This is a genomic window from Streptomyces malachitofuscus, from assembly GCF_055571035.1.
In genome coordinates, this window is the sequence record NZ_JBVIGA010000019.1 from 169,089 (window position 1) to 190,667 (window position 21,579).

Annotated in this window: 21 protein-coding genes and 1 pseudogene; 11 read left to right on the top strand and 11 right to left on the bottom strand. The window is 72.9% G+C overall.

Annotated features, from left to right (window positions below):
• Positions 1-3 precede the first annotated feature (3 nt).
• From ACZ44S_RS26430 to ACZ44S_RS26440, 3 genes are all read right to left on the bottom strand, one after another.
• Positions 4-804, bottom strand: a complete 801-nt coding sequence (locus tag ACZ44S_RS26430) for an alpha/beta fold hydrolase (protein ID WP_466933151.1) — start codon at positions 802-804, stop codon at positions 4-6.
• A gap of 148 nt (positions 805-952) precedes the next feature.
• Entirely contained in the window at positions 953-1,189 is a 237-nt protein-coding gene (locus ACZ44S_RS26435; protein ID WP_466933153.1) for a hypothetical protein, read from the bottom strand.
• A 267-nt stretch (positions 1,190-1,456) separates the two neighbouring features.
• On the bottom strand, positions 1,457-2,947 hold the full coding sequence (locus ACZ44S_RS26440; protein WP_466933155.1) for a helix-turn-helix domain-containing protein: 1,491 nt from the start codon (positions 2,945-2,947) through the stop codon (positions 1,457-1,459).
• A gap of 160 nt (positions 2,948-3,107) precedes the next feature.
• Between ACZ44S_RS26440 and ACZ44S_RS26445 the strand changes: the two genes are divergently transcribed.
• From ACZ44S_RS26445 to ACZ44S_RS26460, 4 genes are all read left to right on the top strand, one after another.
• Positions 3,108-3,728 (top strand): L-threonylcarbamoyladenylate synthase, encoded by a 621-nt coding sequence (locus tag ACZ44S_RS26445; RefSeq protein ID WP_466933157.1) that lies wholly within the window; start codon positions 3,108-3,110, stop codon positions 3,726-3,728.
• A gap of 116 nt (positions 3,729-3,844) precedes the next feature.
• Entirely contained in the window at positions 3,845-5,350 is a 1,506-nt protein-coding gene (locus ACZ44S_RS26450; protein ID WP_466933159.1) for a metallophosphoesterase family protein, read from the top strand.
• A 230-nt stretch (positions 5,351-5,580) separates the two neighbouring features.
• Positions 5,581-6,411, top strand: coding sequence for an aldo/keto reductase (locus ACZ44S_RS26455; protein WP_466933161.1), 831 nt, complete (start codon positions 5,581-5,583; stop codon positions 6,409-6,411).
• Between the two features lie 55 nt (positions 6,412-6,466).
• On the top strand, positions 6,467-7,075 hold the full coding sequence (locus tag ACZ44S_RS26460; protein ID WP_466933163.1) for a DNA polymerase ligase N-terminal domain-containing protein: 609 nt from the start codon (positions 6,467-6,469) through the stop codon (positions 7,073-7,075).
• 15 nt (positions 7,076-7,090) lie between these two features.
• Here ACZ44S_RS26460 and ACZ44S_RS26465 read toward each other — a convergent pair whose 3' ends face one another.
• The 4 genes and pseudogenes from ACZ44S_RS26465 to ACZ44S_RS26480 form a co-directional block, all read right to left on the bottom strand.
• A complete protein-coding gene (locus ACZ44S_RS26465) occupies positions 7,091-9,415 on the bottom strand; it encodes a SpoIIE family protein phosphatase (RefSeq protein WP_466933165.1) in 2,325 nt (774 codons plus the stop codon).
• A gap of 259 nt (positions 9,416-9,674) precedes the next feature.
• The gene (locus tag ACZ44S_RS26470) at positions 9,675-10,142 is read right to left on the bottom strand and encodes a peroxiredoxin (RefSeq protein ID WP_466933167.1); all 468 of its coding nucleotides are present in this window, start codon (positions 10,140-10,142) and stop codon (positions 9,675-9,677) included.
• Entirely contained in the window at positions 10,139-10,519 is a 381-nt protein-coding gene (locus tag ACZ44S_RS26475; RefSeq protein ID WP_466933169.1) for a DoxX family protein, read from the bottom strand. Before ACZ44S_RS26475 ends, ACZ44S_RS26470 begins: the two co-directional genes overlap by 4 nt.
• A 100-nt stretch (positions 10,520-10,619) precedes the next feature.
• A pseudogene (locus tag ACZ44S_RS26480) lies at positions 10,620-11,125 on the bottom strand (MarR family winged helix-turn-helix transcriptional regulator).
• A gap of 166 nt (positions 11,126-11,291) precedes the next feature.
• Between ACZ44S_RS26480 and ACZ44S_RS26485 the strand changes: the two are divergent.
• From ACZ44S_RS26485 to hemC, 3 genes are all read left to right on the top strand, one after another.
• Positions 11,292-12,272 (top strand): ATP-dependent DNA ligase, encoded by a 981-nt coding sequence (locus tag ACZ44S_RS26485; RefSeq protein WP_466933171.1) that lies wholly within the window; start codon positions 11,292-11,294, stop codon positions 12,270-12,272.
• Positions 12,273-12,413: 141 nt separating this feature from the next.
• Positions 12,414-13,190, top strand: coding sequence for an NPP1 family protein (locus tag ACZ44S_RS26490; protein ID WP_466933173.1), 777 nt, complete (start codon positions 12,414-12,416; stop codon positions 13,188-13,190).
• Between the two features lie 81 nt (positions 13,191-13,271).
• On the top strand, positions 13,272-14,207 hold the full coding sequence (hemC, locus tag ACZ44S_RS26495; RefSeq protein WP_466933174.1) for a hydroxymethylbilane synthase: 936 nt from the start codon (positions 13,272-13,274) through the stop codon (positions 14,205-14,207).
• 7 nt (positions 14,208-14,214) lie between these two features.
• Here hemC and ACZ44S_RS26500 read toward each other — a convergent pair whose 3' ends face one another.
• Entirely contained in the window at positions 14,215-14,736 is a 522-nt protein-coding gene (locus tag ACZ44S_RS26500; RefSeq protein WP_466933176.1) for a hypothetical protein, read from the bottom strand.
• A 495-nt stretch (positions 14,737-15,231) separates the two neighbouring features.
• Between ACZ44S_RS26500 and ACZ44S_RS26505 the strand changes: the two genes are divergently transcribed.
• Positions 15,232-16,023, top strand: a complete 792-nt coding sequence (locus ACZ44S_RS26505) for an RNA polymerase sigma factor SigF (RefSeq protein WP_466933178.1) — start codon at positions 15,232-15,234, stop codon at positions 16,021-16,023.
• Positions 16,024-16,047: 24 nt separating this feature from the next.
• Here the strand turns inward: ACZ44S_RS26505 and ACZ44S_RS26510 are convergent, their stop codons facing one another.
• Positions 16,048-16,368, bottom strand: a complete 321-nt coding sequence (locus tag ACZ44S_RS26510; protein WP_466933179.1) for an ANTAR domain-containing protein — start codon at positions 16,366-16,368, stop codon at positions 16,048-16,050.
• A gap of 250 nt (positions 16,369-16,618) precedes the next feature.
• Here ACZ44S_RS26510 and ACZ44S_RS26515 point away from each other — a divergent pair, with 250 nt between their 5' ends.
• Positions 16,619-17,422 carry a VOC family protein gene (locus ACZ44S_RS26515; RefSeq protein WP_466933181.1) on the top strand — a complete coding sequence of 268 codons (804 nt, stop codon included), beginning with the start codon at positions 16,619-16,621 and terminating at the stop codon, positions 17,420-17,422.
• An 18-nt stretch (positions 17,423-17,440) separates the two neighbouring features.
• Here the strand turns inward: ACZ44S_RS26515 and glgX are convergent, their stop codons facing one another.
• Together glgX and ACZ44S_RS26525 are read right to left on the bottom strand one after the other, a co-directional pair.
• On the bottom strand, positions 17,441-19,585 hold the full coding sequence (gene glgX / locus ACZ44S_RS26520; protein ID WP_466933183.1) for a glycogen debranching protein GlgX: 2,145 nt from the start codon (positions 19,583-19,585) through the stop codon (positions 17,441-17,443).
• Positions 19,582-20,094, bottom strand: a complete 513-nt coding sequence (locus tag ACZ44S_RS26525) for a pep a2 (RefSeq protein WP_466933185.1) — start codon at positions 20,092-20,094, stop codon at positions 19,582-19,584. The genes glgX and ACZ44S_RS26525 overlap by 4 nt, the downstream gene beginning before the upstream one ends.
• A 363-nt stretch (positions 20,095-20,457) precedes the next feature.
• Between ACZ44S_RS26525 and ACZ44S_RS26530 the strand changes: the two genes are divergently transcribed.
• Positions 20,458-20,760 carry a DUF5133 domain-containing protein gene (locus ACZ44S_RS26530; protein ID WP_361033860.1) on the top strand — a complete coding sequence of 101 codons (303 nt, stop codon included), beginning with the start codon at positions 20,458-20,460 and terminating at the stop codon, positions 20,758-20,760.
• Positions 20,761-20,833: 73 nt separating this feature from the next.
• On the top strand, positions 20,834-21,579 hold a 746-nt coding region (locus ACZ44S_RS26535), incomplete at its 3' end, for a maltotransferase domain-containing protein (RefSeq protein WP_466933189.1).

Genomic DNA, 21,579 nt, shown 5'->3' on the forward strand with positions numbered 1-21,579 from the left:
GCATCACCCCGGGCGGCGACTCGGGGACTCCCGCGGGGCGAGGAAGCGGTCCAGGACGGCGGTGAGTTCCGCGGGCTTCTCCACGGGGAGTTCGTGGCCCGCGTCGAGGATGCGGATCTCGGCGTCCCGGTAGTCCTTGGCCATGCGCAGCATCTGGTGCGCGGGCAGCTGGATGTCGTGGTAGCCGTGCACCATCAGGGTGGGCACGCGGATCTCGCCGACACGGTCGAGGACGTCGAAGGCGCGCATCGCGGAGTACAGGGTCATCACGACCTCGCGAGGCGTGGCCGCGGAGGCGCGGATGTACTCCTTGATCTCCTGGCGGGGGTGGCCGGGAGCGAAGGCGCGCCGGATGTTGGCGGCGACGAACAGTCCGAACGGCACCCGGGTGGACGCCGCCATCAGGAGTCCCCGGTACCTGCTGTACGTCATCCGGCCGATGGAGTTCACCAGTACCAGCCGTTCCACCCGCGTGGGGTGGGCGAGGGCGAGCGTCTGTGCGGTCATGCCGCCCATGGAGTGGCCGACGGGGACGAACCGGTCGACCCCGAGGTGGTCGAGGAGGGCGATGACGTCGCGGGCGAGGACCTCGATGGTGCGCGCCCCGCTGCCGCTGCTCTCACCGTGGCCGCGCAGGTCGAGGCGGATCACCCGGCGGTGCGCGGCGAAGTGCGCCATCTGGTGGTCCCAGCGGTGCCGGTCGGCGGTCCACCCGTGGATGAAGACCAGGGGCGCGCTCCCGGCGTCGCGCGGGCCCTCGTCGTCGTACGTCAGTTCCGCGCCGTCGACAGCGAACTGCGGCATGGGGCGTCGCCTCCTGGAGTCCCAGCGGTTACCGACCAGTAGGGTAGCGGCCGCCCGCCGGGCCGTCGCGTCGTCCGCCGAAGGAGCACGGGGCGACCGGAACGGGTGCGGGCCCGGGCACCATGCCCGGGCCCGCGGAACAGCGTGGTCAGCCGCCGTTCAGGCGGGCGCGCAGCAGCCCCTTGCCCAGTTCCGCGCCCTTGCGGCTGTCCGCCTGGGCCTTGCGGAACAGGTCGGCGGCCTCGGTGTCCTTGGCGCGCTCGGCATCCTGGATGTAGCTCTCGAGGCGCAGCGCGTTGCTCAGGCACGCCTCGACGTACCAGATCAGGTTGTAGTCCTTGTCCTGTGTGCCGGTGACGCCGCCGGTCTCCGTCTCACTGGTCATCCGGATCTCCTCTTCGCGGTGCTCGTCCACCGCCCGCCCGGTCTCCGTCGGCCGGAGGGGGCGGGCCCGGTCAGCGGCGGCCGGGTACCCGCCCGCCGCGAGGGCACACAGCGAAGGAGGCGGGAGCGCGACCGGTCCCCCGTTCCGGTCGTGCCCCCGCCATGGCTCGAAATCTATGCCGCGGAGAACGGGCCTGTGTATCGCACCGATGCCCGCTGCGGCCCGCGGAGGACTCAGCCGTGCACAACTGAGTCCGAAAGGCCCGGTTTACTCCCCCACGAGCACCGGCTGCTCCAGATCGCCCACCGCGAGATGGGCCAGCACCACCTCGTAGAGATCGGTGCCGGTGGCCAGCAACTGGCGTTCGAGGACCGGTTCGGCGCTGCGCACGTGCTCGCGCACGGTCTGTGCGTGGACGCCGAGGGCCTGCGCGGCCCGCTCGGCGTTTCCCCCGGCGGCGATCCAGGTGCGCAGGGTGCGGCGCACATTGCGGGGGTCCCGGTCCAGCCGCCCCAGCAGTTCCTGCGCCCAGGCGCCCACGGCGTCGCCGGCCAGCAGGCCCGCGAGGCCGGGGGCCCGCGCACCCGGGTCGGCGGCCGTCTGTCCGTCCAGGAGGTTGATCTGGGTGTGGAGCGCCAGATGCACGACGGCGCGGGTGGTGACGTCGTCGAAGTCCACGCCGAGCATCGTCTCGACGCGCTCCATGCGGGCCCGTACCGTGTTGCGGCTGACGCCGAGGATCTTGGCGGTGTTCACGGCGGTGAACTCCAGGCCGAGGCGGGTGGTGGCGAGGAGTTCGGCGCGGGTGTGGTGGGCCAGCGCGTCCAGCGGACGCAGCACCCGGGCCGCCCAGCCGCGCAGGGCGGCGGGCTCCATCAGCCGCTCGGGGTGGGTGCGCTCGGCGTACACGGCCGTCTTGTCCGCCCGGAAGCGGGCCACCGCCAGTGCGCTGACGGCCTGGCCGTACGCGGTGGCGGTGCGGGCGAGGCTCTGCCACACGCTGCCGCCGAGGAACGTCCCCGGGTGCCTGCCGACCAGCGACCGCAGATCTGCGGCGGTGGTCTCGCGGGGGCTGACGACGATGACGTGTCCGTCCATCGCCGGGCACCGCACGACCAGCGCCTCCTCCCGCGTGGTGTCCAGGCATTCCGCCACCAGCCGCTCGCGGCGGTCGGGCGCGGACTCGACGACGTAGACGCACGCGGTGTCGGCGTCCAGCAGGCCCGGCCAGAGCCCCGCCGCGACACGGCGGGCCGCGACGGTGTCCTCGACCATCAGCAGTTGCAGGATCGCCAGCCGCAGATCGGCGGTGGCCCGCCGGAGCCGGTGCCCGGCAGCGGCGGTCTCGTGGGCGGTCAGCAGGAGTTCGATCACCTGCGCGGTGTGGGTGACGACGTCGAAGGTGTGCCGGTCGAAGGCGGCCTCACGGGAGACGGCCAGCACGCAGATGCCCGAGGGGTGGCCGATCCCGACCAGGCGCTGGTGGCGTCCGTCCCCCTCCCAGGCGGCGGAAGCGATGCGGCCGGAACCGAGGTCGGCCACGAGGGACTCCTCCAGCGGCAGCCGGGTGCCGGCGAGGAGCGTGCCGACGGCGTCCTGGAGGGACACCTCCGCGCGCGCGGTCGCGGCCAGCCAGTCGACGACCCTGCCGACGTCCCGTCCGGCCGGCCGCAGATGCTCGAGCAGTTCCTGCGCCCAGGTCGGGGGCTCCCCGGCCGCCGCCGGTGTGCGCCGGATTCCGTCCTCACGGCCTGCCACCTCGGTCCTCCCCTCGTCCGCTCGCCCATCCGGCCCAGGCCGGGGACGTTACCTCACCGGGCGGCGCGGCTCATCCCGGCGCGACGGCGCACCGCGCCCGGCGGGACGGCACGGTCCCCGTGCGCGCGGTGCTCGTGCGCGGGCGGCATAAGCTCGGTGAATGGCGAAGTACTTCGATGTGCACCCCGACAACCCCCAGCCGCGCACCATTTCCCAGGTCGCCGACAGCATCCGCGCCGGCGCCCTCGTCGCGTACCCCACCGACTCCTGCTACGCACTCGGCTGCCGACTGGGCAGCCGTGAGGGCATCGACCGGATCCGCACCATCCGCAAGCTGGACGACCGGCACCACTTCACCCTGGTGTGCCGGGACTTCGCGCAGCTCGGACAGTTCGTACGGATCGACAACGACGTGTTCCGCGCGGTCAAGGCGTCGACCCCGGGCAGCTACACGTTCATCCTGCCCGCGACGAAGGAGGTGCCCCGCATGCTCCAGCACCCCAAGAAGAAGACCGTCGGCGTGCGCATCCCCGACCATGTCGTCACCCAGGCCCTGCTGGAGGAGCTCGGCGAGCCCCTGCTGTCCAGCACCCTGCTGCTGCCCGGTGAGGACGAGCCGATGACCCAGGGCTGGGAGATCAAGGACCGCCTCGACCACCAGGTGGACGCGGTGCTCGACTCCGGCGACTGCGGCACCGAGCCGACCACCGTGATCGACTTCTCCGGCGGCGAGGCGGAGATCGTGCGGCGGGGCGCGGGAGACGTCTCACGGTTCGAGTGACAGCGGTACACGCTCCCGCGTCCGCCCTCAACGGGCCGCCGCACGGCGGAGGTTCACCGCGGCCGCCGGGCCACCCGGCCTCCGGCGGCCCGCCGCACCGTTGTTACGGTGCACCGGTGTCCGACTCTTCACGCGATACCGCAGAGGGTGCCGGCTGGGGTGCCGCAGAACGCGGTGAGTACCGGCGGCTGATGCCGAACGAGGTCGAGAAGATCTCCTGGCTCGACCCGAGGATGCTGTGGGCGGCCCGCAACGGCGTCCTGGCCTCGTGGCTGGGGGACCCGACGGGGGAGCTCCGCGCCCGCTGGGTGGCCCAGCGGGCGGCGGCCGGGGCGCCCGCCGACAAGGTGATCCGGCGCGACGACCCCGACCGGTTCTCGTTCCTGGTCGTCGGTGACACCGGCGAGGGCGACGAGCCCCAGTACGCGGTCGTGCCGGGCCTGTTGAAGGAGGGGCGCGACACCGCTTTCGCCGTGCTCGCCAGCGATGTGATCTACCCGGTGGGCAGCGCCGACGACTACGGCACCAAGTTCTTCCGCCCGTACCGTGACTACCGGGCGCCGATCTACGCCATACCGGGGAACCACGACTGGTACGAGGACCTGACCGGCTTCATGCGCGTCTTCTGCGGCGACGCCCCGCCGCCGGCGCCCGGACCCGCACCGCGTCCCCTCACCCGGGCCTGGCTGCGCTCCCTGCTGTGGCACCGGCCGGGTGCCGGCGACGGCGGGAGCCTCGACCGGGCGCGCGAGCTGCGGTCGGAGCCCGTCCAGCAGGCCGTGCAGCCCGGACCGTACTGGGCGATCGACGCCGGGCCGATACGGATCGTCGGCATCGACACCGGACTACTGGGCACGATCGACGCCGAACAGGGCGCGTGGCTGCGGGAGGTGTCCCGGGACCCGCGTCCGAAGATACTCGTCACGGGATCGCCCCTGTACGTGGACGGCGAGCACCACCCGTGTCCCATCGAGGGCGGCGGCACCGTCGACGACATCGTCCGCGACCCCGGTCACCACTACGTGGCCGCCATCGGCGGCGACATCCACAACTACCAGCGCTATCCCGTGCGGCTGGACGACGGCCGCACCCTGCAGTACGTGGTGGCGGGCGGCGGCGGCGCGTTCATGCACGCCACCCACACCATCCCCCGGGTCGATGTCGCCGGTGTCACCGAGCGGGACTTCCGCTGCTATCCGCTGCGCGGCGACTCCCTCGCCTTCTACAGCGGGCTCTACGGGCGCCGGCTGCGGCTGCGCCGCTTCTTCACCCTCACCGACACCGAGGCGATGGCGGTGATCGCCGAGCGTCTCGGCATCGGCCCCACCCGGGTCCCGGGCACCCCGCCCCGGATCACCCGCCGGATGCGGCTGGTCGCCGGGCTGCTCGGCACCGGCCGCCGGCCCGACCGGGCCAGGCGGTTCCGGCTGCCGGTGCGCAAGGTGTACACGTCGGTGTTCTCGCCGGGTTCGGCCACCTACAGCCCGCCGTTCTTCAAGTGCTTCCTGCGGCTGGACGTGAGTCCGGAGGCGATCCGGCTGCGCTGCCACGCGGCCACCGGCCACCGCGCCCAGGAGGTCACCCCGCCGGTCGAGGACGAGGTGACCATCCCGCTGAAGTGAGCGCGGGCCCGCTACCAGCGGCCCGGCGCGGTGCCGGTGAGAGGCTCTGCGGGCCGGCCGTCCACGCCGACGGAAACGTCTCCGGCGAGCATGCGGCGGGGAGGATTCGTGGCAGCGAAACGCGGGCCCGGCGCCAGGGCCGTGCCCGCCGAGGGCTCGTCGTCCGGTTGATCACCTCCCCCGCCGTCCGCGACGCTTGGGGGAGAACACTCCCGACGGAAGGCCACCCCGTGACCAGCATTCCGGCCCGCACCCTCAACGACGGCACCACGACCCCCGCCCTGGGCCTGGGCACCTGGCCGATGGACGACGCCGAGGCGGAGCGGGCGGTCGGCACGGCCCTGGAGATGGGTTATCGCCTTGTCGACACGGCGACCAACTACCGCAACGAGACCGGCGTGGGCCGCGCCGTGGCCGCGTCCGGCGTCCCCCGTGAGGAAATCGTCGTGACGACGAAGCTCCCGGGCCGGCACCACGGCTACGAGGAGACCCTCGCCTCCTTCGAGGAGTCCCGGGCTCGGCTCGGTCTGGAGTACGTCGACCTCTACCTGATCCACTGGCCCCTCCCCCGCGTCGACCGGTACGTCGACTCCTGGAAGGCCATGATCAAACTGCGCGAGGACGGTCTGGTCCGGTCGATCGGGGTCTCCAACTTCGCGCCTGCCCACATCGAGCGGCTGGAGAAGGAGACCGGGGTGCTGCCCTCGGTCAACCAGATCGAGCTGCACCCCTTCTTCCCGCAGGAGGAACTGCGCGCGTACCACGCGGACAAGGGTGTGCTCACCGAGAGCTGGAGCCCGCTCGGGCGGGGTACGACGCTGCTGGACGACCTGGCCGTCGCCGCCGTCGCGGAGGCCCACGGGGTCACCCCGGCGCAGGCCGTGCTGCGCTGGCACGTCCAGCTGGGTGCGCTCCCCGTTCCCAAGTCGTCCGCTCCCAGGCGGCAGCGGGCGAACCTCGACGTGTTCGGCTTCGAGCTGGACGCCGCCCAGATGCGGACCCTCGCGGACCGCGCCCACCGGCGGATCGGCGGTGATCCGGAGGTGCACGAGGAGTTCTGACCGGGTACCCGGGGCCGCGCGCGTCGGCGGTGACGTACCGGAAGGGAGCGGCACGGTGGGTGAGGGCGACCGGCTGCGGGACTACCACGGCAAGCGGGACTTCGGGCGGACCGGTGAGCCCCGGGGAAGCGGGGCGGAGCCGGGCGCCGAGCCCCGCTTCGTGGTGCAGATCCACGACGCGCGCAGGATGCACTTCGACTTCCGGCTCCAGGTGGGCGACGTGCTGAAGTCCTGGTCGGTGCCGAAGGGCCCCTCGGCCGATCCGCGGGACAAGCGCCTCGCCGTGCCCACGGAGGACCATCCACTGGAGTACGAGGAGTTCGAGGGCGTGATCCCGCGCGGTGAGTACGGCGGCGGCACGGTGATCGTCTGGGACCACGGCACGTACGAGCCGCTCAGCCACGACCGCCGGGGGCGGGCCGTCGGCTTCGCGGAGTCGCTGGAGCGCGGGCACGCCACGTTCCGGCTGCACGGGTCGAAGCTGCGCGGTGAGTACGCCCTGACCCGCTTCCGCGGCGGGGACGACGGCGAGGAGGCGTGGCTGCTCGTCCGGGCGGCGAAGGGGGGTGCCAAGGGACGCGGCGCCCCCGATCCGCGGCGGGCCCGGTCGGCGCGCTCCGGCCGCACCCTGGCCCAGGTCGCCGCGGAGGACGGCAGCGGCTGAGCGGCGGGCGGCCGGTCAGTGCTCCGGCAGGTGCTGTTCCGCCCAGATCGTCTTGCCCCGGCCGGTCTGTCTGCTGCCCCAGCGCTGGGTGAGCTGGGCCACCAGGAGCAGCCCGCGGCCGCCCTCGTCGTAGGCGTGGGCGCGGCGCAAATGCGGTGAGGTGGAGCTGGCGTCGGAGACCTCGCAGATGAGGGTGCGGTCCCGGATGAGCCGCAGCCTCACGGGCGGCACTCCGTACCGGATGGCGTTGGTGACCAGTTCACTGACGACGAGTTCGGTCACGAAGGCCAGCTCGTCCAGGCCCCATGCGCTCAGCATGGCGGCGGCCCACTGGCGGGCGGCGGCCACCTCCTCGGGGTCGTGCGCCACGTCCCTCGTGGCGACCCGGTCGGTGCCGAGGGCCCGGGTGCGGGCCAGCAGCAGGACCACGTCGTCGAGGGGCCGCTCGGGCAGTACGTCCTTCAGCACACCGTCGCACAGGGTGTCCAGCGACCCGGCGGGCACCTCCAGGGCGCGGCACAGTTCGCCGGTGACCTGGTCGATGTCGCGGTCGCGGTCCTCGACGAGGCCGTCGGTGTAGAGGGCGACGACACAGCCCTCGGGCAGCTGGAGCTCCGCCGCCTCGAACGGCAGCCCGCCGACACCGAGGGGCGGGCCCGCGCTCATGGGGAGGAGCCGGCAGGTTCCGTCGGGCAGCACGACGGCCGGCGCGGGATGCCCGGCGGCGGCCGCGGTCAGGAGGCGGGAGACGGGGTCGTAGACGGCGTACAGGCAGGTGGCGCCGAGTTCGGCGACGTCGTCACGGTCGTCCGCGGCCAGATGGGTGACCAGGTCGTCGAGGTGGGTGAGGAGTTCGTCGGGCGGGAGGTCCACGTCGGCGAGGGTGCGTACGGCGGTGCACAGCCGGCCCATGGTGGCCGTCGAGGGGATGCCGTGCCCGACGACGTCTCCCACGACCAGGGCGACCCGGCTGCCGGCCAGCGGGATGACGTCGAACCAGTCGCCGCCGATGCCGGCCGCCGACGCCGAGGGCAGATAGCGATGGGCGACCTCGACGGCCGCCTGGCCGGGCAGGCCCCTCGGCAGCAGGCTGTGCTGGAGCGTCAGGGCGGTGGCGCGTTCACGCGCGAAGCGGCGGGCGTTGTCGACGCACACGGCGGCACGGCTGGCGAGTTCCTCGGCGAGTACGGCGTCGTCGGCGGCGAACGCGTCGGGGTGGGCGTTGCGGACGGCGACCGCCACCCCGAGCGTGGTGCCGCGGGCGCGCAGCGGCACGGAGAGCTGGGAGTGCACGCCGGAGAGGCCGTCGGCGGGTGTGCCGCGCCCGCCGATCCACCGGTCGAAGTCCGGTTCGCCGGCGCGGGCGAGCACCGCCCTGGCCTCCCGCAGCGCCCGCGCGGGCGGGGAGGAGGGCGGGTAGACGTCCGTCCCGCCGAGCCGCACGGCCGCCTCCGGGGCGTCCTTTGAGCCGGAGGTGTGCGCCACGCGGCGCAGCACGATCCCGGTGTCCGGCCGGTCCGGTGGCTCGTCGGCGCCGAGGGCCCAGTCGAGCAGGTCGACGGCGGCGAAGTCGGCGAACTCCGGGACCAGGAGTTCCACGAGTTCCTCGGCGGTGCGGACGACGTCCAGGGTGGTGCCGATGGCGGTGGCGGCCGCGTTCAGCAGCGCCAGCCGGTGCCGGGCGCGGTGCTGCTCGGAGCTGTCCAGGTCGGCCATGGCGGTGCCGATCACCGCGCCGGCGCCGTCGCGGACCGGCCACATCTCCACGTTCCAGGCGTGGCGCCGGGAGGCGGAGGGCGCCCGGCCGTAGCTCTCGTGGTGGAAGGGTTCACCGGTTTCGGCGACATGGCGCAGCTGCCGGTCGATGCCGCAGGTGTGGTCCGACCGCCCGGCCGCGTCGAACAGGGTCAGGCCGAGCAGCCCTTCCTCGGGCCCGCCCATCGCCGCGCAGGCGGCGTCGTTGAGCCGGACGAAGCGCTGCTCGGTGTCGAGGACGGATATCGCCAGGGAGGCCTGCTGGAAGGCGCGCCCCGCCCAGGACCGCTCGACCGGTCCGGCGGGCTCGACGGTGATCACGTACCCGCTCGGCGCCTCTCCCGCGCCCGCGACGGGGCAGACCGTCAGCCGGAGCGGCCGGGGGCGGCCGTCGCGGTGCCGCACCTCGACGGTTCCCGAGGGCACGGGCGGGCTGCCGGGCGGCGCGTCCGGGGCGAGCAGCTCCCGCACGGCGCGGCCCACGGCCTCGTCGGCGGGGAACCCGGTCAGCCTCCGGGCGCCCTCGCTCCACCCCGTGACGATGCCGCGGTCATCGACGACCACCGCGGCGGGGGCCTCTTCCATTGGTCCAGCATCGGGCCACAGCCGTCCGCTCTCAACCGCGGCCGGACGCCCCGCCCGCCCCGGGGGGTGTCGTCGGTGTGCCCGTCTGCCGCACGACACCCCCGGGGCCTTCGCCTCTGCCTCGAGAACGCGGGACGTGCCTCACACTCCGCACCGGTCGCCGACCCGGGCGCATCCCGTCCGCGTCCCGGAGCCCCGTACTCCCCCGGGGCGCGCACGTGACGCCGTGCGGCCCGCCGTCGGACCGGGGCGGCAGGCCTCAGGCGCGGCGGTCGCGCAGCGCGGCGAGCGCCCGGTCGGCATGCGTGTTCATCCGCAGTTCGCTGCGGACGACCTCGAGGACGGTCCGGTCCCGCCCGATGACGAAGGTGGCCCGTTTGGTGGGCGCCAGGGCGATGCCCCGCTTCACCCCGAACCGCTCACGGACGGTGCCGTCCGGGTCGGACAGCAGCGGCATGCCGAGGGTGTGCCGTCCGGCGAACTCCGCCTGCCGCTCGACGGGGTCCGCGCTGATGCCCACCGGTCGCGCGCCGACGGCGGCGAACTCGGCGGCCAGGTCGCGGAAGTGGCAGGCCTGGGCGGTGCAGCCGGGGCTCAGGGCGGCCGGGTAGAAGAAGAGCACCACGGGACCTTCGGCGAGCAGCTCCGAGAGCCGCCGTACGGTGCCGGTCTCGTCCTGCAGCGCGAAGTCCTCGACCGTGTCGCCCTTCTCGGGGCGCCCGCTCATGACCGGCCCCGCGCGTTCTCGGCGACGCCACGTGCCCAGAGCACCAGCGGCAGCTGCAAGGGCAGCCGGCCGAAGGCCGCGGCCTTCTGCGGGGCGGGGCGGTGCCGCCAGTCGACGGCCATCTTGACGTTGGCGGGGAACACACCGACGAAGAAGGCCGCGGCGGCCAGCGCCGCGGTCCTGCGGGTGCGGGGCAGCGCCACTCCGGCGGCCAGCGCGAGTTCCACGGCCCCGCTGGCGTAGGTCCAGGTCCGGGGCGAGCCGGGCAGGGAGCGCGGCACAATGTGGTCGAACTGGCGCGGTACGGCGAAGTGTGCGGTGCCGGCGGCGGCCAGGAGGCCGGCGAGCAGCAGGGGCGAGCGTTCGGACCGTGACACGGTTCCTCCTCCGATGACCTGCCGGGCGATATTACCGGACGGTAAGCCGCCGGGGAGGGGCGGGTTCGGGCCGCGCGGGAAGGTCCGGTGGCCTTCCGGGTCAGGCGCCCGGCGCGGGTTGTGCGTCCTCGTCGGCGGCGTGGGCGTGGAAGTCGTCGACCATCCGGTGGAAGAGGGCCGCCAGCAGGCGCAGGTCGTCGGGCGACCAGTGCGCGAGAGCCGCCTGCATGCCCCGGACCCCGGCCTCACGAATCCGGGTGATGGCCTGCCGGCCGGTCCCGGTGAGCTCGATGCGCCGGGCTCGCCGGTCGTCGGGGTCCGGGACCCGGGTGACGTGGCCGGACCTCTGCAGCTGCTGCACCGTGCGGGTGACGTGCGAGGCTTCCACGCCGAGCCGGGCGGCCGGCTCTCCCGGCCGCATGGGCCCGGCGTCGGCCATCTTCGCAGCAGGGCGACCGCCGCCCGGTCCAGCGGCGCGCCCGCCATGGCCGTCAGCCGCTCGTGCCGGCGGGCGCGCGAACTCAGGTAGGTGATGCGGTGGAGCGCGCGCTCGATCTCGGCCACTTCCGGGGAGGCGGGAGCGTCGGGGAGCGGGGGCGTGGACATGCGGGCACTTTACCATCTCATTGCCTTAGGCAACCAATCGCGTCCCGTGCACCCACTCCCCGCCGCACCCTCTCCCGCGGCCGGCCGGCCCGTCAGCCCGCGGCCGTTCGGGCGAAACCCCGGCGGCGGTGGCGTGGCGGCCGACGGGCGCGTTCACACCTCACCCGTGACCCTGCCGCTGATCCCGCCCATGCTCGCCACGCCCGGCTCCTTGCCGCCCCCGGCGGCGGACGCCCGCTGGGCCTACGAGACCAAGCAGGACGGCCAGCGGGCGGTGGTCTACCTCCCCGGGGACGGCACGCTCGTGCTGCGCGCCCGGTCCGGTCAGGACATCACGGCCGCGTACCCGGAGCTCCGGCCGCTGGCCACCGCCCTGGGCACCAGGCCCGCGGTCCTGGACGGCGAGGTGCTCGCCCTCGACGAGCACGGCCGTGCGAGCTTCCAGCTGCTGCAGTCCCGCATGGGGCTGGCCCACGCCCCCGGCCGGGCGGCCCGGCGGGCGGCGGCGGTCCCGGTCCACCTGGTGCTGTTCGACGTGATGCATCTGGACGGGCGGTCGCTGATCCGGCTGCCCTACACCGCGCGTCGCGAGGCGCTGCTGAACCTCGGCCTCGACGGGCCGGCGTGGTCCACTCCGACGGCCATCGTCGGCCACGGGGCACAGGCGCTGCGGGCCACCGCCGAGCACGGACTCGAGGGCCTGGTCTGCAAGCGGCTCGACTCGGTGTACGAACCGGGAGTGCGCTCCCGCGCCTGGATCAAGATCCGCAACATGCGCAGCGAGGACGTGCTGATCGGGGGCTGGCTGCCCGGCAAGGGCCGGCTGACCGGGCTGCCGGGCGCCGTCCTCGTCGGACAGCGGGCGGCGGGGCGGCTGCGGTACGTCGGCGGCGTGGGCACCGGCTGGAGCGAGGCGGAACGGACGGAGCTCGCCGGGCTGCTGCGGGAGACGGCGACCGGCGTGTGCCCCTTCGACCCCGTACCGGCCGCCCCGGGCGCGCACTGGGTGGTGCCCCGGCTGGTCGGCGAGGTCCGCTACAGCACCCGCACCCGGAACGGAATGCTGCGCCAGCCGTCCTGGCTGCGGCTCCGCCCGGACCTGGCGCCCGAGGACGCGGCGGCGGACATTCCGGACGACATGGTGTGATCCGGAGCCCGGCGCGGTGAGTGTTGCGCCGCGCTTCACCGACGGTACGCCTCACCCCTCTTGGCATGTCTACGTCCAGCCGGGATGCTGAACTCCCCCGCCCCCCACAGCCGTTGGGCTGCGCTCCAAGAGGAGGACGCAGTGTCGTCGAGCACGTCCCGAATTCACCGCAGGAGATGGCCGACCGTCCTGGCCGGCGCGGCCGCCCTCGTCATCGCCTTCCCCGCCACCGCCTTCGCCGCTCCCCCTCCCGCCCTGCCCGCCGACGCCGACGGACTGGAGCGGACCTTCCAGCCCGCCTACGACTACGACACCGACGGCTGCTACCCCACACCGGCGATCGGCCCCGACGGCGCGGTCAACACCGGCCTCAAGCCGACCGGCGCCCTCAACGGCAACTGCCGCGACGCCTCGGACCTGGACAGCACCAACGGCTACGCCCGCTCCACGTGCAACAACGGCTGGTGCGCCATCGTCTACGCCCTGTACTTCGAGAAGGACCAGGCGCTGCCGGGCATCGGCCTCGGAGGTCACCGCCACGACTGGGAGCACGTCGTGGTGTGGGTGCAGAACGACACGGTGCAGTACGTCGCGACGTCCAACCACGGCTCGTTCTCGGTCCACGCACGGTCCGCGGTCCGCTTCGACGGGACACACCCGAAGATCGTCTACCACAAGGACGGCATCGGCACCCACTGCTTCCGTCTCGCGGGCGCGGGCGACGAGCCGCCGGAGAACCACGAGGGCAGCTGGCAGTACCCGGCCCTGATCGGCTGGAACGGATATCCGGCGGGTCTGCGCGACCGGCTCGTCTCGTACGACTTCGGCAGCGCCCACTTCGGCCTGAAGGACGGCAGCTTCGCCTCCCACCTCGCGGCGGCCAAACCGCCGGGCATCCCCTTCGATCCGAACACCTGACCGTCACGGCGGAGTTGACGCCGGGAGCGCCGTACGGCGTTCCCGGCACGGGAGGGGCGCCGCGAGGTCTATCGTGTCGGCATGTCCGTCCCGGAACTGATCCGCATCGTCTCCCGCGACTCACCCATGGCCCTCGCCCAGGTGGACCGTGTCCGGTCGGAGCTGGCCGCCGCCCGGCCCGGTGTGCGCACCGAGGTCGTGCCCGTCAGAACGACCGGGGACAAGTGGCTGGGCGATCTGTCGGAGGTGGAGGGCAAGGGCGCGTTCACCAAGGAGGTGGACGCCGCACTGCTCTCCGGTGAGGCGGATCTCGCCGTGCACTGCCTCAAGGACGTGCCCGCCGACCGGCCGCTCCCGGCGGGCACGGTGTTCGCCGCGTTCCTCGAGCGGGACGACGTCCGCGACGCCCTCGTGCACCCGGGCGGACTCGGTCTGGACGACCTCGCGCCCGGCACCCGGGTGGGCACCTCCTCGGTGCGCCGCATCGCCCAGCTGACCGCCACCCACCCGCACCTGCGCTGTGTGCCGTTCCGCGGCAACGCCAACCGACGGCTCGAGAAACTCGCGGCCGGCGAGGCCGACGCCCTGCTGCTGGCGGTCTCCGGCCTGGAACGCATCGGCCGCACCGACGTGATCAGCGAGGTGCTCCCGCCCGAGACCATGATGCCGCCCATCGGCGCGGGCATCCTCGCACTGCAGTGCCGGGAGGGCGACACCGGCCTGATCGACGCGGTCAGCCCCCTCGGTGACCCGGACACCCATCGCGAGGCCACCGCCGAACGCATGCTGCTGCATGTGCTGCAAGGCCACTGCAACAGCCCGATCGCCGGTTGCGCACGGGTCGACCGCAGCGGCGAACTGTCGTTGCGGGCCTGTGTCTTCACGCCGGACGGCAAGACCAGGCTGAACGCGCACGAATGGGCGGGACGGCTCGACCCCGCCACGCTCGGCACGTCCGTCGCCGTGGCCCTGCTGCGTCAGGGCGCCAGGGAGATCATCGACGGCATCCCGCACTGAGCCCGGCTCAGGAGGTGCCTTCCTCCGCCTGCTCCTGCAGGAAGACGCTCACCTGCTGCGCCAGGGAGTCCCGGCACGCGCCGACGGGCGCACCCGTGGCCCCCTCGAGCACACCGACGCCGCCCGTCCACAGCCGTCGGCCGGCCCACTCCTCGTCGGCGCGCAACTGCACCTGGACGTCGATGTGGCTCAGGGACGCTTCGGGGCCCGCCGCGTAGAGCACCGCGGTGACCCGGCGCAGCGGGTACACGTCGAATCCCTCGATGAACTGCGAGTTGCGCCAGTCGATGAATGCGCTCTCGCCGTCCGGGCCGGTCCGTACGTCGATCTGACCGTCCTCGAGATGAATACAGAAAGGCCGGCCGCCGCGATTCTCGACGGTCACGCGGACACGGAAGTACGTCAGCCCCTCGGCGGCGTCGTCCCGTCCGCGCGGCGGCTCACCCGGTTCCAGACGGTGGACGCGGACCCGCAGACCGGCATGCTCGTCGTACTCCTGCCAGTCCCCGACCACGTTCGGCTCGTACACAGTGCACCTCTCGACTTCTGTCCGCTGCTTCCTATCTGTGGGCTCAGCGCACTGTCAAACGAGCGGAATGCGCTGTGGTCAGGTAGTTCGCCCGATCTGATCGGTGATCAAGCGCTGCGCTGGAGGAATCCCCCGACCGGCGGACCGGGGCCGGGCCGCGGCGTGCCGCACATCACGTCCGCCGCGCCGGTCCCCAGGGGACAGCAGGGGCGGTGCGCGCCCCCGGGCGGGATGCCCGGTGCCGTCCGCGCCCGCCCGCCGATTTCACCGCACGAATTCCCTCGCTTCCGGACCGTGCGCATTTCCGGAATGCGAGGTGCGTGGATTCCGGCAGCCGTTTTGAAATGCGGGCGGACGGGGAATGGAATTCTCAGTGCTTCGGACAGGAGGCACGTCCGTGGGAACCGGCTCGCCGGCCCCGGGCCCGTCCCGGTCCGAGTCGCCGCTTCCCACGAGGTCTGTCCATCCGGCACCCCGCTCAGGGAGGTGCGCGTGATGCGTACCGTCAGTCCCAGGAAGCCGCACTCCCACGACGACGCCCCCGACACGGCTGGGGCCTTCGCCCGTCTGGCCGGGCTGCCCGAAGGGCCGGAGCGCAGGGCGCTGCGCGACGAGCTGGTCACGGCGTGGCTGCCCATGGCCGAGCGGATCGCCGTCCGGTTCCGGGGCCGCGGCGAGGCCCTGGAGGACCTCTACCAGGTGGCGGCCCTCGGTCTGGTGAAGGCCGTCGACCATTACGATCCGGCGCGCCGCAACGCCTTCGAGGCCTACGCGGTGCCCACCATCACCGGTGAGATCAAGCGCCACTTCCGCGACCACATGTGGACCCTGCACGTACCGCGCCGGGTCCAGGACCTGCGCAACCGCGTGCGGCACGCGGCGAAGGAACTGTCGCAGACGACCCCGGGCCGGTCGCCCACCGTCGCCGAGATCGCCGCGTACGCCCAGCTCACCGAGGACGAGGTGCGCACCGGGACGGAGGCGCTGGAGTGCTTCTCCGCGCTGTCGCTGGAGGCGGAGATGCCGGGCACCGACGGGTACGCCCTCCAGGACGCGATCGGCGGTCCGGACCCGGGCTACGACACCGTCGTCGACCGGGTGGCGGTGCGGCCCTGTCTTCAGGCCCTGCCGGAGCGCGAGCGGCTCATCCTGTACCTGCGCTTCTTCAAGGGCATGACGCAGAGCGGGATCGCGGCGCAGCTCGGCATCTCGCAGATGCATGTGTCCCGGCTGCTCAGCAGTTGCTTCGCGCAGCTGCGCGAGGAACTGCGGACCGAGGCCGGCTGAACGGCCCCGGCGCCGGGCGTGGCGTCAGCGCTCGGGCCGCACGCCCGGGAGCCGGGTGGGGCCGAGCCGGTCCAGGACCTCCTCGAGCACCGTACGCACCTCCGTGGGCAGCAGTCCGGTGCGCCCCCAGACGAGGATCATGTCGGCGACGTTGCGCAGCTTGATGTTGGTGCGCTGGGAGACCTCCTTGAGCACCGCCCAGCCCTGGTCGGGCGAGACCCGTCCGAGTGCGACGATCATGCCGATCGCCTGGTCCACCACCGCGTGCGAGACGACCGCGTCCTTCAGCTGCTGTACCTCTTCCTCCAGCTGGAGAATCCGGTCCGCGCCCCCGTCCGTGGGCATGGTCACCTCCGGGTCCGGTGTGCCGCTCTCGTGGTGCCTTCGCATAGTGCTTGAGTGCCTTCACCCAGTGTCCGATCCATCCATGGTCTCCACTCGGGCCGCCCTGTGCCACCGGGGTGACCCGGAGGCGGCCGGAGGCACCGTTTCGGGGGCACCGCCGGGGTACTCGGCAGGCGCCCGGGCCGGTAGACGGCGGACACTGGTGCCATCCGGGTGGCTGCCAGGCCGACGAGATCAGGACGCGACTTCCATGAACCACGACATGCCCTCCCCCGCCGGCGCGACAGACGTCGTCTCGACGCACTCCGTGTTCGGTGCGCCCTGCTGGGTGAGTCTGACCAGCCGTGACGTGAAGACGACCGAGGAGTTCTACACGGCCGTGCTGGGCTGGGAGTGGCGTCCGGTGCGCCTGGGCGACCGGTTCCGGATCGCCCTGGCCGACGGTCAGCCGGTGGCCGGGATCGCCGCGGTGGCGGGCATGTGGCAGATGGCGGTGGCATGGACGCCGTACTTCGCGGTGCGCAGCGCGGACGACGCGGCGGCCCGGGTGCAGGAGCGCGGCGGCACCACGGCGGTCGGCCCGATCTCCCTGCCGCCCGGTCGCGCGGCACTGCTGGCCGACCGGGACGGCGCGACGTTCGGGATCTGGGAGGGCGAGCTGTTCACCGACTGGCCCACCTGGCGCCGCGCACAGCTCGCCTTCATCCGGCTGCACACCCGGGACGCCTTCGACGCGGCGATCTTCTACGGGGGGGTCTTCGACTGGGCGTCCGACGAACCCGGCTGCTGCGAGGTGCACTACGAGGGCGAGGAGGTGGTGCTGCGCAGCCAGGGGGACGTGGTGGCACGCATCGAGTCGGGGGCGGTGGGCTCGGCGCCCGATCCGGCGATCCGCCCGCACTGGCAGGTGCACTTCGCCGTGAAGGACGTGGCGGCGTGTGCCCGCGCCGCCGAGCGGCACGGCGGCAGTGTGCTGTCCGAGGGGCCCGAGGAGGCCGTGCTCCGCGACAACGAGGGGGCCCAGTTCACGGTGACCTCGCGCCGCGAGCGCTGACCTCCCCGGGACCGCCCGTCACTCCGGGTTGCGGGACGGGCGGGACAGCAGGACCAGGCTGCGGGCGTCGACGGTGAGGGTGGTGCCGGCCTTGCGTTCCGACTCGTCAGGGGCGCCCTCCGGGTCGGCGGTGTCGATCAGGGCCGTCCAGCGCTCGCCGTAGGAGGCGTCCGGCAGCCGGAAGTCGACCGGTTCCCAGTGGCTGTTGAGCAGCAGCAGGAACGAGTCGTCGACCAGCCGCCCGCCGCGCGGGCCGGGTTCGGCGATGGCGTCGCCGTTGAGGAACACCCCGACCGAGTGGGCGTCGGAGCGCTGCCAGTCGTCGTCGGTCATCTCCTGGGCATCGGGCAGCAGCCACACCAGGTCGGGCAGCGGCTGGCCGGCGTGGCGCACGGTCTCGCCACGGAAGAAGTGGCGGCGGCGCAGCACGGGATGGGTCACGCGCAGGGAGATGAGCCGGCGCGTGAAGTCGAGCAGGCCGCGCTGCTCGCCGGTGAGCCGCCAGTCGATCCAGCTGATCTCGTTGTCCTGGCAGTAGGCATTGTTGTTGCCGCGCTGGGTGCGGCCGAGTTCGTCGCCGTGGGAGAGCATCGGGATGCCCTGCGACAGCAGCAGCGTGGCGAGGAAGTTGCGCTGCTGACGGGCACGGAGTTCGCGCACGCCCGGGTCGCGGGTGGGGCCCTCGGCGCCGCAGTTCCACGACCGGTTGCTGCTCTCGCCGTCCCGGTTGCCCTCGCCGTTGGCCTCGTTGTGCTTGTCGTGGTATGAGACGAGGTCGCGCAGGGTGAAACCGTCGTGCGCGGTGACGAAGTTGACGCTGGCGCGGGGCCGGCGCCTGCTGTGGGCGTAGAGGTCGGAGGAACCGGTCAGCCGGGAGGCGAACTCGCCGAGCGTGTGCTCCTCCCCGCGCCAGAAGTCCCTCACGGCGTCACGGTACTTGCCGTTCCACTCGGACCACAGCGGCGGAAAGTTGCCCACCTGGTAGCCGCCCTCGCCCACGTCCCAGGGTTCCGCGATCAGCTTGACGCGGCTGATCACCGGGTCCTGCTGGATGAGGTCGAAGAACGCCGACAGCCGGTCCACCTCGTGGAACTGCCGGGCCAGGGTGGCCGCGAGGTCGAACCGGAAGCCGTCGACATGCATCTCGGTGACCCAGTATCTGAGCGAGTCCATGATCAGCTGGAGCACGTACGGGTGGCGCATCAGCAGGCTGTTGCCGGTGCCGGTGGTGTCGTAGTAGTGGCGCCAGTCGCCGTCCACCAGGCGGTAGTACGAGGAGTTGTCGATGCCCCGGAAGGAGAGCGTGGGGCCCTTCTCGTTGCCCTCGGCGGTGTGGTTGTAGACGACGTCCAGGATCACCTCGAGCCCGGCCGCGTGCAGGGTCTTCACCATGCTCTTGAACTCGGTGACCTGCTGACCGCGGGTGCCGTGGGCGGCGTAGGCGTTGTGCGGGGCGAAGAAGCCGATGGTGTTGTAGCCCCAGTAGTTGGCCAGGCCGCGGCTCTGCAGCACACCGTCCTGGACGAACTGGTGCACCGGCATCAGCTCCACGGCGGTGACGCCCAGCGAGGTGAGGTGCTCGACCACGGAGGGGTGCGCCAACCCCGCGTAGGTGCCCCGGAGTTCCTCGGGGACGTCGGGGTGGGTGCGGGTCATGCCCTTGACGTGGGCCTCGTAGATCACCGTGTCGGAGTAGGGGCGGCAGGGCCGGATGTCGTCGCCCCAGTCGAAGGCCGGGTCGGTCACCACGCCGAGCATGGTGTGGCCGGCGCTGTCGGCCGGGTCGGGGCCGTGCGGGTCGCGCTCGTACAGCGAGGGGTGGTTGTCGATCTGTCCGTCCACGGCGGTGGCGTAGGGGTCGAGGAGGAGTTTCGCCGCGTTGCAGCGGTGGCCGGCCGCCGGCGCCCAGGGGCCGTGCACCCGGTAGCCGTAGCGCTGTCCGGGGCCGACGCCCGGGAGGTAGCCGTGCCACACGAAGCCGTCGACCTCGGTGAGCCGTACCGTGCGGTGCCGGCCGTCGTCGTCCACCAGGACCAGGTCCACGCGTTCGGCGACCTCGCTGAAGAGCGCGAAGTTGGTGCCCTCCCCGTCGTAGGCCGCACCCAGCGGGTAGGGGCGCCCGCTCCACGCGGGCGCCCCTTTCCGGGTGTGTCGCCGGGTCACCGGACCTCCTCCAGCAGGCCGCCCGGCGTTCGTACGCGGCCGGTGAGCGTCGCCACGCTCACCTCGCGGGGCAGGTCCAGGCCCTCGCTCTCGCGCGGGTCCGGCGCCGTGGGCACCAGAGGGACGCGTTCGCCGGCGCGGGCGCGCTGCGAGAACCAGATGACCTTGCTGCCGGTCTCGGTGGCGCAGCAGCCCCAGCCGTCGCTGCTCGCGGCGATGTGCTGCAGGCAGCCGCGCAGCTCCTGGTCCGGGCGCAGGGCGCGGTCGTGGTCCCCGATGGCCGTGATGAGGTGCTGGCCGTTCCACCACATCTCGATCGACGTGTTCTTGTCGGTGGCGTGTTCGTCGATGGCGCGCAGCAGCATCTCGGCGCCGCCGCAGACCGGTTCCATCAGGTTCTCCAGGTCCCAGAACCGGAGGTGAGCGGCCAGTATGCGGCTGACCTGTCCGACTTTCTCCGGGCTGACTTCCACGTCGAGGTGGTAGTAGCAGGGCACTGCGGTCTTCATGGTCGTTGGCTCCTCACCGCGAATGCTCGCGCTCCTTCTCGCCCCTTCGGGACGAGTCCCCGAACACGGAACGTGAGCGGGTATCGCTTCTGAGTCACCTTCAGAGTGCGGGGGTTGGTCCATTCGTGCAACACGAGCGCACGGCTGAGGCGTAGGGGGTGACAACTGAGCACACCACGGGCCGTGACCGGCCGGAGACCCCCACCGAGCCTGGTTGAAAATCCAACAAGACGTTGCGTCATCACCCGTGCACCATGTGTGAAGACCTCGATCGCCGTTACGGGTCCGTGCATCTGTGCGCACGCTCCCGCCCGACCGTCGGGACAACGCGCCTCCGTCGAGCCCCGGAAAGGTGAACGGCGCATGCTGCTACCCGCCAAAGCCGAAGTTGCCCGGCAGTTGCGTCGCTACCGGGCCTGGGAACGCGTGATGCTGGCGGCCCCCACCGACCACACGGTGCGGGCCACCTTCGAGGACTCCGGCTACACCCTCTGCGTGCTGATGGGAAAGCGCTGCGCGCGGGAGGCGGCGGACGCCGCCGAACGGTACCTGCGCACCACCGCCGTCACCTATCTGCAGGAGCAGAACGACAGGCCCCGTCCGGCCGCCACGGTCAGGCGGGGCCCGCCGGCCTTCGAGCGGCGCTCCCCGGCGGGAAGGCCCTGACCTTCCCGCCGCTGTTTCGTCCCACGCCCGGGCGTCCGCCCGGGCGCCGAGCACGGCGGAGGTGCGAAGACCCATGAAGACGACCCGGACCATCGGTCGTGTCCCGGTACGGGACGTCCGGCCGTCCGTCGACTGCGGCCGGCGGCCGGCGAAGGCCGTCGTGGGTGAGACGTTCGAGATCTCGGCCACCGTGTTCCGTGAGGGGCACGACGCGGTGGCCGCCAATGTGGTGCTGAAGGACCCGGAGGGCCGTCCGGGTCCGTTCACGCCGATGCGGGAGCTGGCGCCCGGAACGGACAGGTGGGGCGCGGAGGTCGTCGCGGACGGCACGGGCCTGTGGACCTACCGCGTCGAGGCATGGGGAGACCCCGTGGCCACCTGGCGCAGGACCGCCGGCATCAAGGTCCCGGCGGGCATCGACGCCGGACTGGTGCTGGAGGAGGGCGCCGACCTCCACGAGCGCGCGGCGGCCGGAGTGCCGCGGGACGAGGGACAGGACGTGGTGCTGGCGGCGGTCCGGACCCTGCGCGACGACTCCCTGCCCTGCGCCACCCGGCTGGCGGCGGCGTTGACGCCGGAGGTGGACGCGGTGCTGGCCCGGCATCCGCTGCGGGAGCTGGTCACCAGCAGTGAACCGCTGCCGCTGCTGGTGGAACGCGAACGGGCCCTGTACGGCTCCTGGTACGAGTTCTTCCCCCGCTCCGAGGGCACACCCGAGCAGCCTCACGGCACCTTCGACACCGCCGCCCGCCGCCTGCCCGCGATCGCCGCGATGGGCTTCGACGTCGTCTACCTCCCGCCCATCCACCCCATCGGCAC